Raw genomic sequence first — 14,508 nt, 5'->3', positions numbered from 1 at the left:
ATGCGCGGCGAGAGTGCCAACACCAGCGGTCTGATCTCGGACGTGGCGCATTCGAAATCGTTTGATAAGATGCTGGGGGCGGAAAACCTCGGCGTGTTCCTGTTGCCTGCGCCCGGTGGAATGGCCGCGAAAATTCCGGCGGCGGCGGGGATTGGCTATGCGGTAAATATGAAATCACCGAATGTCGATCTGACGGTGGAATTCGCCAAAACCTTGGCTGCACCCGAGGTGTTGCAGGTGTTCTTCAACGATGCGGGGGCGGTGACGGCGAACACCAAGATGGACACTTCAGCGGTGACCAGCCCAGCGGCGAAGACGATCTTTAGCGGGCTGGCAACGGATGTGGTGCCGATGGCGCATACCAATGCCACGGCGCAAGAGTTGAAGGCAATCCACCGACAAAGCCAGTAGTTGCTGAATGGTGAGACCACCGTGGCGGAAGCGGCGGCGGCGATGGATGGGTCGGCAAAGCCGCGCGGCAGTAGGCTTGGACTAACCCCTTGAGCCGCCGCCCGTGTGGGGCGGCCCGGTATAATCGCAAGACGCAGTACATGGCAAACCGCTCTGAGCAACGCATAGCGATCCTGTTCGTGCTGCCCGCTGTCGCACTGGTTGCGATTTGCCGCATGCTTCTATTGGCTTGGGGGTTTTGTTGTCGTTCACCTCAGGCAACGGCGCGGGCGGTGCGACGTTTGTCGGGCTTGAGAATTACCGGGCTTTGACCACGGATGCGGCGTTTCATGACGGCCTGATCAACATGCTGATCTTTCTGGCAACTCTGCCGGTCTGGGTGATGCTGTTATTGCTGCTGGATATCCTGATCCACCAAGGCGTGCCGGGCGGCAAGATGTTCCGCACAGGGTATTTCTTTCCGGCTGTGCTGTCGGCGGTGATCATCGGGTCGATCTTCAACGTTGTGCTGGGCGATGACGGCAGCCTGAATCCGGCGCTGAAATTTGCGGGAATCGAGGCGGTGGACTGGCTGGAATCGGGGCCACGGCATTGGCCTGCCTGATCGCGGTGCAGCTTTGGGCGACGTTTGGCATGTCGGTGCTGATCTTCATGGCGGGGCTTGCCACGGTGTCGTGTGAGTTGGTTGAGGTAGCACGGCTGGACGGTGCCAAACCGGGGCAAATCTGGTGGCACGTCATCCTGCCCGCGATGCGGCCAATTCTGGAATTTGTCGCCGTGGTCACCACCATCGGCGTGCTGACCACGATGTTCGGCGTGATCTATGTGCTGACCGCAGGCGGGCCGGCGACGGCGACGACGCTGCCGGAATTTCTGGTCGGATGGAGCAGGGCAGGATGAACCGACCCAGGTATGCCTCGGCGATTTCGACGGTGTTGTTTGTGAGCATGGCGGGACTGGCCCATGTGCAGATCCGCATCATGTCGCATAATGCGAATACATAAGGGTGCAGGCATGGCAGTCCGCAATCCGCAATCGGCGTGAGAAATGGCTGCTGCGCGCGGCGAGTATGCCGATGGCGCTGCTGGCGTTGTCCTGCATTATCCGGTGTTCTTCACCGTCAACACCCCGCTGAAAACCAATAAGGGCTATATTCTGGACCGCTTCGGCGTGGTCGATGCTCCAAGTTTCGAAAACTTTTCCGCCGCATAGACGCGGTCGCATCTGGGCGAATATCTTTTGAACTCGGTGATGGTCACGGCGGGGGCTGTGGCTTTGCTGCTGCTGACCTCCTCTATGGCCAAGTTTGCACTGGCGATGCTGCGGTTTCCCTATCGGCTGGCGTTGTTCATCGTCATTCTTGCCAGCCTGATGATCCCGGAGCAGGTGGTGCTGGTGCCGTTCTACCGCACCATGTTGGCGCTGGATCTGATCAACACCAGGATCGGGCTGATCATCGCCTATACTGTGTTTTTCCTTCCGGGTTGGAGGAGATCACCTCGGGCACGTTGAACATCGGCGGTCAACGGATGAATGATACCGACCCCGCCACGCGGGGGCTGGCGATGGTGTTCCAATCCTATGCTTTGTATCCGCATATGAGAGTGGCAGAGAATATGACCTTTGGCTTGCGGACCGCGCCTCGCCCAAAGGCAGCGATTGCCGAAAAACTCACCAAAGCCGCCGCGATCTTGCAACCGAAGCCGCTGCTGGAGCGCAAGCTTGCAACGCAGTCGGGCGGTCAGCGTCAGCACGTCGCCATCGGTCGCGCCATATTGCGTGATCCGCAGGTGTTTTTGTTCGACAAGCCGCTGTCCAACCTCGACGCCGGATTGCGGCTGCAAACATGGGTGGAAATTGCCAAGCTGCACCAAGTGCTTGGCAATACGATCATCTATGTAACGCATGATCAGACCGAGGCGATGACGCTGGCCGATCAGATCGTTGTGCTGCGGGCGGGGCGGGTGGAGCAGGTAGGCCCCCCCGATGCAGCTTTATTATGATCCTGACAATGCGGGCGGGGCGGGCTTCATCTGCGCGCCCCGGATGAATTTTCTCTCCGTCACAGTGACGGCTGCTGGGCTTGATCTGGGCGGCATCGCTACCTCGTTGCCAGTTCTGCAAGCCCCGCCCGCGCTTGAAGCATCCATCGAATTCGGCAGCCGCCCAACTCGGCATCTGGCCCGAGCATCTGGATCAAGCCAAGGGCATCCGGTTGCCTGTCACGGTCGAAATGGTCGAAAAGATGGGGGCGACCGTCTGTATCCGCGCCGGTCTTGCGCGTGGTGAGGCCGGGGTGGCCGAGCAACGTGAAACCACGGCCCGGCCCGAAGCCACGCTTGATCTGCATTTCGATCCGATCCGCGCGCCTGTTCAATGCCGCAGGCGCAAGATTGCGCTGATCGCATGGCGCAAACGCCATCCGTCAAATCGGCTTGGCTTTCTGGCCCCACAGCGCTATTTTGCCCGCTGCATCGCCGTAGGGTCGGCTAACAACGGGTTAAACCTTGCAAGGCATGGCACAAAACACAGATCCTTCGATGGCGTACCGCCTGTCGGTGGCCCCGATGATGGACTGGTCAGACAGGCATTGCCGCATGTTCCATCGCCAGATGAGCCGCCGCGCCATGCTCTATACCGAGATGGTGACCGCCGCCGCCATCCTGCACGGCCCGAAACATCGCCTGCTGGACTATAGCGCCGAGGAGCATCCGATTGCCTTGCAAATCGGCGGCTCAGATCCGCGTGAACTGGCAAAGGCCACCCGGATTGCGGGCGCATGGGGTTATGATGAAATCAATCTGAACGTCGGTTGCCCGTCAGACCGCGTGCAATCGGGGTGTTTCGGTGCAGTGCTGATGGAGCGTCCTGCGCTGGTCGCAGACTGTGTCGCGGCTATGATCGCTGAGGCAAATGTGCCAGTGACGGTGAAATGCCGCATTGGCGTCGATGATCAAGACCCCGAATCCGTGCTGCCGGATTTCATCGAAAAAGTCTCTGCGGCGGGCGTTTCACATTTCATCATACACGCGCGCAAGGCTTGGCTGAAGGGGCTGTCACCCAAAGAAAATCGCGAGATTCCACCGCTGAACTACGACCTTGTGCTGCGGATGAAAGCGGCTTTCCCTCAGCTGACGATCTGTATCAATGGCGGCATCACCTCGCTTGCCCAAGCGCAATCGCTGCTGGATCAGGGCTTGGATGGGGTGATGCTGGGCCGTGCGGCGTATCACGATCCGGCTTCGGTTTTGGTGGGGGCCGATTCGTTGTGGGGCGAGACGTCTGGCGTGGATGCCTTCGGCGCGGTAGAGGCGATGCGGCCCTATATGCTGGATCACATCGCGCAGGGCGGGCGCTTGCATCAGATCACCCGCCATATGCTCGGGCTGTTCACCGGGCGACCCGGTGCGCGGGGTTGGCGTCGGGTGTTGTCGGAAAGCGCGAACAAACCCGGCGCGGGGTTGGACGTTTTGGATGCCGCTTTGGCCGAACTTCAGACCACTGCCACCGCCGCGTGACGCGGGATCAGCCGCGACAGCACCAAGGCAATGACGCCGCACAAAGCGATCGCGCCCAGCATCGGCACCACGGTGCCATCCATCAACGGCCCGGTTGCCGCCACCAGAACCCCCGCTGCGACCATCTGCATTGTGCCACCCAAAGACGCCGCCAAGCCCGCATGTTCGCCTTGCTCTTCTAGCGCCAGCACTTGCGCGGTGGGCAGCACGACACCAAGGAACATGTTTGCCAAAAACAGCCCGGCGATGGTGACGTAAAGGTTGGCAAAGCCGAGCAAGGCCAGCGCGAACAGCCCGAAGGTGGCAAACGCAAAACCCGTGGTCGCCCGCACGATCATCTTCTTCGCGCCAACCCTACGGCTGATGGTGGCAGCAAACTGCGAGGCCGCGAAGAAGCCGAACGCGTTGATGGCGAAGGCCAGTGAGAACTGAGTGGGGCTGAGGCCGAATTGCCCGGTGTAGACGAACGAGGCCGAGGCGATGAACACAAAAAAGCTGGCGAAAGCAAAGCCCGCCAAGAATGTCATCGCCAGAAAGCCCCGGTCGGTGAACAACACGCCCAGACCCTTGCGCATGGTGATCAGATCAAAGCGTTGGCGGTTCTCGGGCGGCAGGGTTTCATCCACCATGAAATAGATCAGGAAGAAGCTCAGTGTGGCCGCCAGCAATAGCGCCCAGAACACCAGCCGCCATGTGCCAAATGTCAGCAACGCCGAGCCGGACAGTGGCGCCAGCAGCGGCGAGATCGCGATGACGATCATGATGGTGGACATCATGCGGGTGGCATCGGCTCCGGTCGCCAGATCGCGGATCATCGCGCGCAGCACGACCATGTTGGGCCGCCCCGCCTATGCCTTGGATAAAGCGACCAAAGATCAGGATTTCCACCGTTGGGGCCACTGCACAGATCACCGTGCCCACCATGAACAGCGCCAGCCCCGCATACATCGGCGGCTTGCGGCCCGCTTGATCGGCCCAAGGGCCATAGACCAGTTGCGCCACGCCAAAGGCCAGAAAATACGCCACAATCGTCCACTGCACCGCCTGCATCGTGGTGGCGAGATCGCTTTGGATCTTCGGCATCGCGGGCAAGTACATATCAATCGCAAACGGGCCGACGGCGGCGACAAGGCCAAGGATCAGCGAGTAGCGCATCAGCGATACGGATTTTGGCATGGGTGACCTCAAATGTCGGACAAGGGTCAGGCTTAACGTGGATCGCTGGGAGGGGAAAGGCCAGAACGACAGATCATGATGGCTGAGCGGCTAGCGGCGTATCCAGCCTTGCTGTTTCGCCAAACTGTCCAGCAGTGCAATACGCTCGGCATAAAGCCGCGACTGGCAGGCGGGACGCGCCACCATGTCAGCGTTGCCGTTCGACCACTGCAGCATTTCCATTCGGCACTCGGCTTCGGCGTAGCTTTGCCAAGTTGTTTCTGTCGCCATAAAGGTTGGAAGCCTGTCAGAAATCGTGCGTAGCGCATCGACTTCATCGGCGTCGCTGCGGTAGGCCCAGTCGAGCCCAATCATCACCCTATCTCGATAAAGCTGTTGAAAAATCCGTGTCTCGCGTTGCAAACACGCCCCTTTTGCCGCATGAGACACGTTGCCAGCAATGCGCTTGACGCAGGCGTCGGCGGCGCGGTGGAGGCAGGCGCGCGCCGCATCACCCGCGCCATCGGCTTTTGCCATGCACGCCTGCACATCGGCGAGGTCTGTGGCCATGGCAGCACTGCTGCCATCATAATCATCGGCACTGATGGATGACGCAGGGAACAGAGTGACGGCAAATATCAATGCCGCGAAATGCAGGCGCATGTGGTTTCACTTTCAAGCGGGTATCAGCGGCAACAGACCAACAGGATCGCAACTTATGCCGCGAAAACAAGCCGTCGTCTGTGCGATGATTGATGGCTTTCGCGGGTTGGAACCGCCCATCGCCCGCGCTAGGCTGCGTTAAATCAAGGAGACGACCGATGCCCGAAATTTCCACGCTTTTGCCGATGGTGGCGTTGTTGTTCGTGATCGGTGGGGTGGCCGGAGTGGTCGCAGGCTTGCTCGGTGTTGGCGGCGGTATCGTGTTGGTGCCGGCGTTTTTCTATGCCTTCACCCATCTGGGCTATGACGGGCCACAACTGATGCAGATTTGTGTGGCGACCTCGCTGGCGACGATTATGGTGACTTCGCCACGCTCGGTCGCGTCGCATCACAAGAAGGACGCGGTGGATTGGCAGATGCTGCGCGATTGGGCACCCTATATTGTGGTGGGCGCGCTGGCGGGAACTTTGGTGGCGGCGCTGGTGAAATCGGTGGTGTTGCAGGTGGTGTTCGGGGTGCTGGCGGGGCTGGCGGGGCTCTATATGGCGTTTGGCAAGCCTGGCTGGCGGTTGGGCACGCAGCTTCCGGCGCAGCCTACGCGCGGGATCATGGCCTCGGTGCTGGCGTTTTGTTCGGCGATGATGGGGATTGGCGGCGGCACGTTTGGGGTGCCGTTGATGAGCCTTTATGGTGTGCCGATCCACCGGGCGGTGGCGACGGCGGCGGGGTTGGGGGTGTTGATCGCTGTGCCTTCGGTGCTGGGATTTCTATTCGTGCCGATTGAAAACGCGCCGCCCTACACAGTCGGGGCGGTCAATCTTCCTGCGTTTCTGGTGGTGATTGGCTCCACCATGCTGACCACGCCTTGGGGGGTGAAGCTGGCGCATGCGATGGACCCCAAGCCGTTGAAACGGGTGTTTGCGGTGTTTATCACTTTGGTGGCCCTGAATATGCTGCGCAAGGTTGTGGGCTGGTAGCAGGCGGTTTGTCCACGCGTGGACAGATTTAGCGCCGTTATGAATCAATGGCTTGCAGTGTCGTGGTTACGGCTTATCAACATATGCAACCTTAGGTTGTTATGTTAGGCTGGAGATATTCGCTCAGAATGGCCACGGCCTCTGCGCAAAATTGCCCAAGTTTGACCACGAAGTTCGGCCACAGCTTCCTCAGGATGATCCCGGCGCCGGGGCGGGTTTATCCCGCGTTGGCATAGGCTGGGGGGCCTTGTGCCAAGCGTTTGGGCGGATGTGTTCAGAAGGCTGCTTGACATGGGACTTACGGCTGCAACGGCGACAAGTGGCATTGCGATGATCAACATCGTGATGAAGGCGGCGGACGGCTCGGGCGGGACCTGGCAAGACCCGGTGCAACTGATCCCGCAAGACATGTATGGCAACCCCGAGCAATTCGTCGCAGGGATCAAGGCAGCACTGCCGCTGGTGAACAATCTGCGGGTGCAGTTCAACGAATTTTCCTTCAACGCCGATGGCTCGCTGAACCCGCAGATGGAGCGGTTTCTGGCCGCAGCGACAGCGGCGGGCTATCAGCTAACTATGGTTTACGCTGGCGGTGATGCGCAAAATATCGGGCGCGGTATTGCGGGCTGGCCTGCGCTGAGCAACGCTGCGGCCTATGCGGCGTTGCAAGCCAATTACAGCGACGTGTCGGGCGCGTGGAGCAAAATGCTCGACTGGATGGATCAGCATAAGGCGGTCGAGGACTCGGTTTATGGCTGGGAGCTGATGAACGAGTCCGCAGGTTACAAGCACTCGGTGCGCGCCAATGGCACGCAGGGTGATCTTGATAAGGCGGATTTCGTCAAGCTTTACGCCGATCACGCGATTGCTTTAACCGAGCAGATTGAGGCGCGGGCGGCAGGCAAGATATTGGTCGGCGGTTGGGGCTATAACGGCGATTTTCTGACGCTGGCGGGCACCAAGATTGGCGATGTTTCAGCACTGGACTATCTGCGCGCCGGGGTCGGCGACAATCTGGTGTGGTCGTCGCATCTCTATCCCGGCTGGATGGGGACACATCTGCCGACCACCAGTGCCGAACTTGCAAGCCTGCTCGACACGTTGTTTGCTTCGGTCGCGGGCGATGCGGTGCTGATCACCGAGACCAATGCCGATGGCAAGGTCGATGATCCGAATGTGGTTCTGGATGAGAACGATCTGGCCACCGCCAGTTATGAATGGTTCGCGTCGCATGGCATCGGGATGGGTTGGTTTCCGGGGCTGCAAACCGGGGCATCCAGCCTGATGGTGATCAATGCCGACGGGTCATTGACGGCGCGGCATCAACATTCCCTGGCGCATGCGATGGACGCCTATTCGCTGGGGCAACGTGGCACTGTGGCGCAGGCGGCGGGGCAGATGGTGGGCGTTAGCCTGACCAAAATGACCCTGCGCAATGAGGCCTATGAGATTGCCGCTGGCGAGGCGGGTACAGATGCCGCACAATATGCAGGCTTCGGCTTTGGCTATGGCGGCAATGATACGATTACGGGTCGCGCGATCTCGAATGATTTCCTCTATGGCGGCACGGGCAATGATCAGGTGTCGGGGCTGGCGGGCGATGATTTCCTGTTCGGGCAGGATGGATCGGATCAGTTGATCGGTGGCGCGGGGATTGATGCGCTGTTTGGCGGGCGCGGCAATGACCGGCTGGATGGCGGCATCGGGCGCGATCAGCTTTATGGTGGTCTCGGCTATGATACCTATGTCGTGGATCAGACGGCGGATTCTGTGCGCGAACTGGTTGGCGAGGGAGTGGATACCGTGTTGAGCACGGCGCTGGTGTATTCTTTGACCCGTCCGGGCTTGGAGGCACAAACGCAGGTCGAGCATCTGACGTTTATCGGCACCGGCAATTTTACCGGAACCGGCAATGGTTTGGCCAATCGGCTGACCGGAGGGGCGGGCAATGACCGTTTGTTCGGACTTGCGGGCCAAGACAGCCTGATCGGCGGCGCGGGCAATGATCGGCTGGATGGTGGCGCAGGGCGCGATTTTCTGACGGGCGGCGCGGGTGCTGATCAGTTTGTGTTCGCGAAAACCTCTGGTGCGGATCGTGTGATGGATTTTGAGGACAACGTCGATGTGCTGGTGCTAAGCGGCTTTGTCGGGGTCAACACGGCTACGCAGGCTTTAAGCCATGCGGTGCAAAGCGGCCTGAACGTGGTGTTCAATTTTGGCGAGGGCGATGTGCTGACCGTGCTGAACACCACCAAAGCGGCGCTGATGGATGATCTGCTGGTCAGCTGAAGCGGCTTGGAATTTCCCCAAACGATCAGAAAACGCGGTCTTGTGCCGCGCTTAGCCGCGATGTCTGATGCCATGTAAGCCTGATCCGATCTAGCGCCTGCGTCTTGGTGGCGGGGCTGGCATGGCAAGGGTCATTTTGGTGGCAATCGCGGGCAGGGTGTTGTTGATGCTGCCGGTCATATGACCGGGCTCGGCGTCAAGCGCATAGGTCTCTGTTGTCTCACCATCGGCAGAAGGCTCCCACTGGATCGACAGGCCGGGGCGGGCATCGTTCAGCGTCACCACGCCTTGCATCATCGCACCCCGCACCGGCTGGGTCAGGATATTGGCGGGGCGGGTGGTGGTGTAGAACACCACATATTGATCCGAGATGTAGTAGAAATACGGATCGGTGATGGTCTCGATCTGCCACCAGCCGACGGCCCATGCGGGCATGAGATCACGCGCATCGTCACCACTGCAAGCCCAAAAGATGATGCGGGGGGTGCCGAAGATGCCGCGTTCCGACATGCCAGCGCCATTGGAACCGGGGGCACCGTTCTGGATGATATGTTCGCCATTCCACAGCTCGGTGTGCAGGCCGTAACCGTTGTCGCGGAAGGTGATGATGCCAGAGCGGCCTGCAAGGCGGGCCTTGATGGCGTGGATATCGCCATGGACGGGGCCAGAATAGACCGTGTCGCCGCGGCCGTAGCGGTTGGTGAGGTAGGTCTCCAACTCATCCACCGCGCCCAGATAATAGTTCTGGCCCAGTCTGGCGCAGGCACGGCGGTAGCTGCGGGCGGGGATTTTATGCTCGGCCCCGGCAAGGTTCAGCGCCTCGGAGATCTGAAAGCAACAGGGGGTGTTGCGCGGCCCGGTGTTGCCGACGTTCAGCGCATCCATATAATCGCCGATGTGTTTTGGCAGGCGGTTGTAGGTGGGATATCCGGCGCGCAGGGTGGCAAAATCCAGCGGGATTTGCCCAACGGTGGGAATTGGCATGGCAACCTCATATCGCTGAAAACGGCTTCGAAATATGAGGCAAGGCTGGGCTACCCTGCGAGTCGTGTCAATCTTTGCCGCCAAGGCGGGCCATGCGGCCCCCCCGGCGTTTGGTGAGAGTTGCGGCGCGGCTGGGCAGTTCGGCCATGATAGCTGTGCGTTGGGCGGGGGTCAGACGACCCCAACCTGCGATCTCATCAATGCTGCGGTAACAGCCGATGCAGATGCGAGCCTCGGGGTGGACGATGCAAAGCTTGACGCAGGGGCTTTCAACTTCTTCGCGTTTCCAGACTTCATCCATTTTCGGCCTCGTTGCGTGGCGGCGCGGGCGCTCTGCCCATGTAGTTTAGCCGATCCAACACGCCTTGTAAGATATAGCCCGCAGCCACTTGGTCAATCACCTCGCGCCGACGTTTGCGTGAAGTGTCGCCTTCAAGCAGCGCGCGCTCAGCCGCGACTGTGGACAGGCGTTCATCCCAGAAGCTGATTGGCAGATCGGTCAATTTGATCAGATTGCGGGCAAAGGCGCGGGTGGATTGCACGCGCGGGCCTTCCGATCCGTCCATGTTCAGCGGCAGGCCAAGGATGATGCCGGCAATATTACGCTCGGTCAGCACGGCCAGCAGTTCGGTGGCGTCGGTGGTGAATTTCGTGCGCCGCAGCGTATGGATCGGGGTGGCCACGCTGCGGCGCAGATCGGACACCGCGATGCCGATGGTTTTGTCGCCCAGATCAAGGCCGCAGATGGCGCGGTTGGGGGGCAGAGCGGCCAGAAAATCGGCGATCTCGGTCAGGATCATGGCGTGACCCCGGCAGTGGAGGCTGCGGCTTCGATTGCCCCCAAGGCGGTGTCATCGGATTGGAACACGGTCAGCGCCTTGTCATAGGCGGTTTTGGCGCGGGTTTTCTCACCGATCACGCCCAGAGAGGTGATCAATTTCGCCCATTCCTCGACCGGGCCGCCCTCGGTCCTCAGCCGGGTTTCCAACTGACCGACCATGCCTTTGATCATGTCTTGCCGATCTGCCGCCGACATCCCGTCTGCGTTGGCAATATCTTCGGCGCTTGGGCCTTTGGCGGCTGGCAGTTGGTATTTGATGCCAGCGGCGTCGGCGGTTTGTTGCAACATGCCGCGAATGGGGGTGATCCAAGGCGCATCGGCGGGGCCTTCGCGCAACAGTGGCTCCCACAGCGCAAAGGCACGGTCGGGGCGGCCAATTTCGGCGAACATCAGGCCCGAGAAATACCGGGCGAGCGGGTTGGTCGGGTCCAATTCCAAAGCGCGGATCAGGTGCTTTTCGGCTTCTGGCGTGACTTCGCCCCCGGCGGCAAAGATCATGGTTTGCGCAAGACCCGCGTGATCATTGGCGGTTGCTTTGTCGCCCATCAGGGTCAGCAGGTGTTCCTGCGCTTTGCGGGCGGCAATGTAATTGCCAAGCTGGGCTTCGTTTTTCGCTAGCAAAGCAAGGCCTTGCTGGTCATCCGGATGGGCGGTGACGGCGGCGCGGAGTTTTTCCATCAGGGCTGCGAATTCGGCATCGGGCTTTGGCGCGGCTGCAGGTGCAGGGGCTGCGGCCTCGGCTGCGGTTTGGCTCGGGCGATCACGGTAAGCTTGATCGGCCAGAGCCAGTCGGTCGGTCAGCGGCAGATCGCCATAGCCGGGCGCTCCGATGCGGTCATAGGTGTAAAGCGCGGCAATCGCGGCGAGGATCAGGGCAACGGCCGTGGGCCAAAGCTTGCCATCGCCGATTGCGGCAGGGGTTTGCCGCGCACGGTCGGCATCCAGCAAGCGGCGCGAGACTTCGGTTTTTACCCGTTCGGCCTCTGGGGCTGAGATCACCGCGCGGGCAAGGTCGCGGTCAACCTCGGCCAACTGATCGCGGTAGACTCTCAGGGCGGCGTCAGTGTCGCTGCTGGCATCGCCCCGGCGGTAGGCTTGCAGCAGGATTGCCACGACGCCGACCGAGAGGGCTGTCACCGCTGCCCAGAAAAACCAATCCTGCATCATCCGCCCCTTACCCGCTGGCCCCGATGTAGGCGGTTTGGCGGGCCCGCAAAAGGGGAGATTCTGCCGCAGCCGGGCACAGGGGTTCAAAACCACCACTCATGTCGCAATTTTCCCGATTGTGCCGCTGCTGTTGCGGGATAAAAGCAGGGATCACGCGATAAGCAGCGCAAGATAGGGGGGCCAGCCCATGAAACGCTATTCGGTTTTCGCCATCGCCAAGCAGGCGCTGAACAATCACCTTGGATGGGAGCGCGCGTGGGCCGCCCCTGCGCCGAAAAAACACTATGATGTGATCATCGTGGGCGCGGGCGGGCATGGCTTGGCGACCGCCTACTACCTTGGCAAGAATTTCGGCATCACCAATGTGGCGATCATCGAAAAGGGTTGGCTGGGCGGTGGCAACACCGGGCGCAATACCACGATCATCCGCTCCAACTACCTGCAAGATCCCTCAGCTGCGATCTATGAAAAGGCGCGGTCGCTCTATGAGACGATGAGCCAGGATCTGAACTATAACGTGATGTTCAGCCCGCGTGGCCTGCTGATGCTGGGCCAGACCCATCACGAGGTGCGCGGCTATCTGCGCACGGTCCACGCCAACAACATGCAGGGTGTCGCAACCGAGTGGATTTCGCCGCAGCGGGTCAAGGAACTGGTGCCGATTATCAACATTGACGGGCCGCGCTATCCGATTTTGGGCGCTTTATATCAGGCGCGCGGTGGCACAGCGCGGCATGATGCGGTGGCTTGGGGTTACGCGCGGGCCTGTTCCGACATGGGCATGGATATTATCCAGCAATGCGAGGTTAAGGGTGTGACCTCGGAAGCTGGGGTCGTGACCGGAGTTGAAACTTCGAAGGGCTTCATCGGCTGCAAGAAACTGGGCGTTGTGGTGGCGGGCCATTCGGGGCAGGTCGCTGAAATGGCCGGGTTCCGTCTGCCGATTGAGGCTGTGGCGTTGCAGGCGATGGTGTCCGAGCCGATCAAGCCCTGCATGGATGTGGTGGTGATGGCCAACACCGTGCACGGCTATATGTCGCAATCCGACAAGGGTGAGATGGTGATCGGTGGCGGCACCGACGGCTTCAACAACTTCACCCAGCGCGGCTCGTTCCACCATATCGAGGAAACCCTGCGCGCGCTGATCGAGACTTTCCCGATGATCAGCCGCCTGAAAATGCTGCGGCAATGGGGCGGGATCGTCGATATGACTGGCGACCGCTCGCCGATCATCTCAAAGACGCCGCTGAGGAATTGCTTCATCAACTGCGGCTGGGGCACGGGCGGCTTCAAGGCCATTCCGGGATCAGGCTGGGCGATGGCCGAGCTGATGGCGAAAGGCGAGCCAGGGGCTTTGGCCGAGGCGTTCAACATGTGGCGATTCAAGGAAGGCCAGTTCATTGATGAAAGCGTCGCGGCTGGGGTGGCGCATTGATGGAAAGAGCCAAAGTTGTTGATGTTGTCGGCATGGGAGCGATTGCTCTCTGGTTGGTAATATCTGCGGTATATTTTTGGTCTGGAAATGGTCCAATGTTCGCACGCCTAGGTGCGATGGGAACTGCTGTGGCGGTAGATTACTTTGCATCTATTTCTCATGCACTACCATATCCCGTTGGGCTGCATGAGAAGTTACAACGAACAAGTGATCAGGTAAATTATCAGGCAGAAGCTGTTCGTGTGGCTCTAGATAACAACACGCTACTAACATTTGCCGTTAAGGAGCTTTTTGAGCAGTTGTCGCTGAACTTGCCGAATGCGGTTTCGGGTTTGGCTGACGAAAAAATGTTGCGTCATTCGGCTGCAACAGGCCAATTTCCTTTGGGTGAGTGGGAAGCAGCAAACGCCCTAAACGTCCAACGTGGCCTTGCCGCTGATGCGCTTGTTACGAAAGTGGCTTTTCGCGCTGGCAGACTTCAAGCCTTGATTGTTGTCATTGCTACGATGCAATGGGGTTTCGGCGATCTTTTTTTTGGAGTCGCACACTGATGCTAGCCTCCTCCCCCCCACGGAACCAAAACGCGCACAGCCGCGTTACCTTGCCAGATACCTTCTGCAAGGAGACTGCATCATGTCTGACCAATATCGCCCACCCGAGCGTAACACGACCGTCCCCAAATCCAGCAACACCGGTTTCATCGTCGGCGGTCTTGTCGCCGCAGTCGCGCTGCTGTTGTGGTTTGTGTTCGGCCAAGGCGCGCCCAAGGCTGTTGACAACGGCGGCACGACCAACTCCGTCACGGTGGAAACGCCTACGCCAGCTCCGGCTGATCCAGTGGCTCCAGCACCTGCTGACCCTGTCGCACCAGCCCCGGCTGACCCCGTCACCCCGGCCCCTGCCGATCCGGTCACCCCTGCGCCTGCTGATCCTGTCACGCCTGCGCCCGCTGACCCGGCACCTGCCACACCTCCGGCAGCACCTGCCAACCCGTAACACTGCGGGCCTGCGGGCTGGCTTTGATCTGACCAATTTGGGCGGACACCGTGCGGTGTCCGCCCTTTTCTC

Annotated in this window: 19 protein-coding genes and 1 pseudogene; 12 read left to right on the top strand and 8 right to left on the bottom strand. The window is 60.2% G+C overall.

All coding sequences use genetic code 11. From position 1 onward, the window contains the following. The 6 genes from ACP7AP_RS07565 (at position 1) to ACP7AP_RS07540 (ending at position 2,414) form a co-directional block, all read left to right on the top strand. A complete protein-coding gene (locus ACP7AP_RS07565; RefSeq protein ID WP_426033591.1) occupies positions 1-411 on the top strand; it encodes a hypothetical protein in 411 nt (136 codons plus the stop codon). Between the two features lie 241 nt (positions 412-652). Next, positions 653-1,015, top strand: a complete 363-nt coding sequence (locus ACP7AP_RS07560) for a hypothetical protein (RefSeq protein ID WP_426033590.1) — start codon at positions 653-655, stop codon at positions 1,013-1,015. Further along, positions 1,003-1,311, top strand: a complete 309-nt coding sequence (locus ACP7AP_RS07555) for a carbohydrate ABC transporter permease (RefSeq protein WP_426033589.1) — start codon at positions 1,003-1,005, stop codon at positions 1,309-1,311. The genes ACP7AP_RS07560 and ACP7AP_RS07555 overlap by 13 nt, the downstream gene beginning before the upstream one ends. A 147-nt stretch (positions 1,312-1,458) precedes the next feature. After that, positions 1,459-1,623 (top strand): hypothetical protein, encoded by a 165-nt coding sequence (locus ACP7AP_RS07550; RefSeq protein ID WP_426033588.1) that lies wholly within the window; start codon positions 1,459-1,461, stop codon positions 1,621-1,623. 27 nt (positions 1,624-1,650) lie between these two features. After that, the gene (locus ACP7AP_RS07545; RefSeq protein ID WP_426033587.1) at positions 1,651-1,923 is read left to right on the top strand and encodes a hypothetical protein; all 273 of its coding nucleotides are present in this window, start codon (positions 1,651-1,653) and stop codon (positions 1,921-1,923) included. Positions 1,924-1,940: 17 nt separating this feature from the next. Then, positions 1,941-2,414, top strand: coding sequence for an ABC transporter ATP-binding protein (locus ACP7AP_RS07540; protein WP_426033586.1), 474 nt, complete (start codon positions 1,941-1,943; stop codon positions 2,412-2,414). Positions 2,415-2,512: 98 nt separating this feature from the next. On the opposite strand, the gene ACP7AP_RS07535 is transcribed toward ACP7AP_RS07540, so the two are convergent. After that, positions 2,513-2,833 carry a hypothetical protein gene (locus ACP7AP_RS07535; protein WP_426033585.1) on the bottom strand — a complete coding sequence of 107 codons (321 nt, stop codon included), beginning with the start codon at positions 2,831-2,833 and terminating at the stop codon, positions 2,513-2,515. 118 nt (positions 2,834-2,951) lie between these two features. Between ACP7AP_RS07535 and dusA the strand changes: the two genes are divergently transcribed. Next, positions 2,952-3,929: a tRNA dihydrouridine(20/20a) synthase DusA gene (gene dusA, locus ACP7AP_RS07530; protein ID WP_426033584.1), complete on the top strand. Its 978-nt coding sequence runs from the start codon at positions 2,952-2,954 to the stop codon at positions 3,927-3,929. On the opposite strand, the gene ACP7AP_RS07525 is transcribed toward dusA, so the two are convergent. From ACP7AP_RS07525 to ACP7AP_RS07515, 3 genes and pseudogenes are all read right to left on the bottom strand, one after another. Beyond that, complete coding sequence (locus ACP7AP_RS07525; RefSeq protein ID WP_426033583.1) at positions 3,905-4,762, bottom strand: MFS transporter; 858 nt, start codon at positions 4,760-4,762, stop codon at positions 3,905-3,907. The two genes, dusA and ACP7AP_RS07525, sit on opposite strands and share 25 nt — an antisense overlap. Before the next feature lie 64 nt (positions 4,763-4,826). Then, positions 4,827-5,012, bottom strand: a pseudogene (locus tag ACP7AP_RS07520) (MFS transporter); the annotation flags it as partial. Positions 5,013-5,195: 183 nt separating this feature from the next. After that, entirely contained in the window at positions 5,196-5,747 is a 552-nt protein-coding gene (locus ACP7AP_RS07515) for a hypothetical protein (RefSeq protein WP_426033582.1), read from the bottom strand. A gap of 158 nt (positions 5,748-5,905) precedes the next feature. Between ACP7AP_RS07515 and ACP7AP_RS07510 the strand changes: the two genes are divergently transcribed. After that, complete coding sequence (locus ACP7AP_RS07510; protein WP_426033581.1) at positions 5,906-6,724, top strand: sulfite exporter TauE/SafE family protein; 819 nt, start codon at positions 5,906-5,908, stop codon at positions 6,722-6,724. Positions 6,725-7,015: 291 nt separating this feature from the next. Further along, positions 7,016-9,013, top strand: a complete 1,998-nt coding sequence (locus tag ACP7AP_RS07505; protein WP_426033580.1) for a hypothetical protein — start codon at positions 7,016-7,018, stop codon at positions 9,011-9,013. 90 nt (positions 9,014-9,103) lie between these two features. Here the strand turns inward: ACP7AP_RS07505 and ACP7AP_RS07500 are convergent, their stop codons facing one another. The 4 genes from ACP7AP_RS07500 to ccmI all read right to left on the bottom strand — a co-directional run bounded on the left by ACP7AP_RS07500 (position 9,104) and on the right by ccmI (position 12,002). Beyond that, positions 9,104-9,997 (bottom strand): T6SS effector amidase Tae4 family protein, encoded by an 894-nt coding sequence (locus ACP7AP_RS07500; RefSeq protein WP_426033579.1) that lies wholly within the window; start codon positions 9,995-9,997, stop codon positions 9,104-9,106. A 67-nt stretch (positions 9,998-10,064) separates the two neighbouring features. Continuing rightward, positions 10,065-10,298 (bottom strand): DUF1289 domain-containing protein, encoded by a 234-nt coding sequence (locus tag ACP7AP_RS07495; protein WP_426033578.1) that lies wholly within the window; start codon positions 10,296-10,298, stop codon positions 10,065-10,067. Further along, a complete protein-coding gene (ruvX, locus tag ACP7AP_RS07490; protein WP_426033577.1) occupies positions 10,291-10,797 on the bottom strand; it encodes a Holliday junction resolvase RuvX in 507 nt (168 codons plus the stop codon). The genes ACP7AP_RS07495 and ruvX overlap by 8 nt, the downstream gene beginning before the upstream one ends. Next, positions 10,794-12,002 (bottom strand): c-type cytochrome biogenesis protein CcmI, encoded by a 1,209-nt coding sequence (gene ccmI / locus ACP7AP_RS07485; RefSeq protein ID WP_426033576.1) that lies wholly within the window; start codon positions 12,000-12,002, stop codon positions 10,794-10,796. Before ccmI ends, ruvX begins: the two co-directional genes overlap by 4 nt. A 190-nt stretch (positions 12,003-12,192) precedes the next feature. On the opposite strand from ccmI, the gene ACP7AP_RS07480 reads away from it, so the two are divergent. The 3 genes from ACP7AP_RS07480 (at position 12,193) to ACP7AP_RS07470 (ending at position 14,436) form a co-directional block, all read left to right on the top strand. Beyond that, complete coding sequence (locus ACP7AP_RS07480; protein WP_426033575.1) at positions 12,193-13,440, top strand: sarcosine oxidase subunit beta family protein; 1,248 nt, start codon at positions 12,193-12,195, stop codon at positions 13,438-13,440. After that, entirely contained in the window at positions 13,440-13,991 is a 552-nt protein-coding gene (locus ACP7AP_RS07475) for a hypothetical protein (protein ID WP_426033574.1), read from the top strand. The genes ACP7AP_RS07480 and ACP7AP_RS07475 overlap by 1 nt, the downstream gene beginning before the upstream one ends. 82 nt (positions 13,992-14,073) lie before the next feature. Next, positions 14,074-14,436 (top strand): hypothetical protein, encoded by a 363-nt coding sequence (locus ACP7AP_RS07470; protein WP_426033573.1) that lies wholly within the window; start codon positions 14,074-14,076, stop codon positions 14,434-14,436. The last annotated feature ends 72 nt before the right edge of the window (positions 14,437-14,508 follow it).

It is taken from the genome of Cypionkella sp. TWP1-2-1b2, assembly GCF_049896245.1.
Taxonomy (GTDB): Bacteria; Pseudomonadota; Alphaproteobacteria; order Rhodobacterales; family Rhodobacteraceae; genus Cypionkella.
The sequence above is the reverse complement of the archived record's forward strand: the minus strand, read 5'-3'. Positions and strand labels throughout refer to the sequence as shown.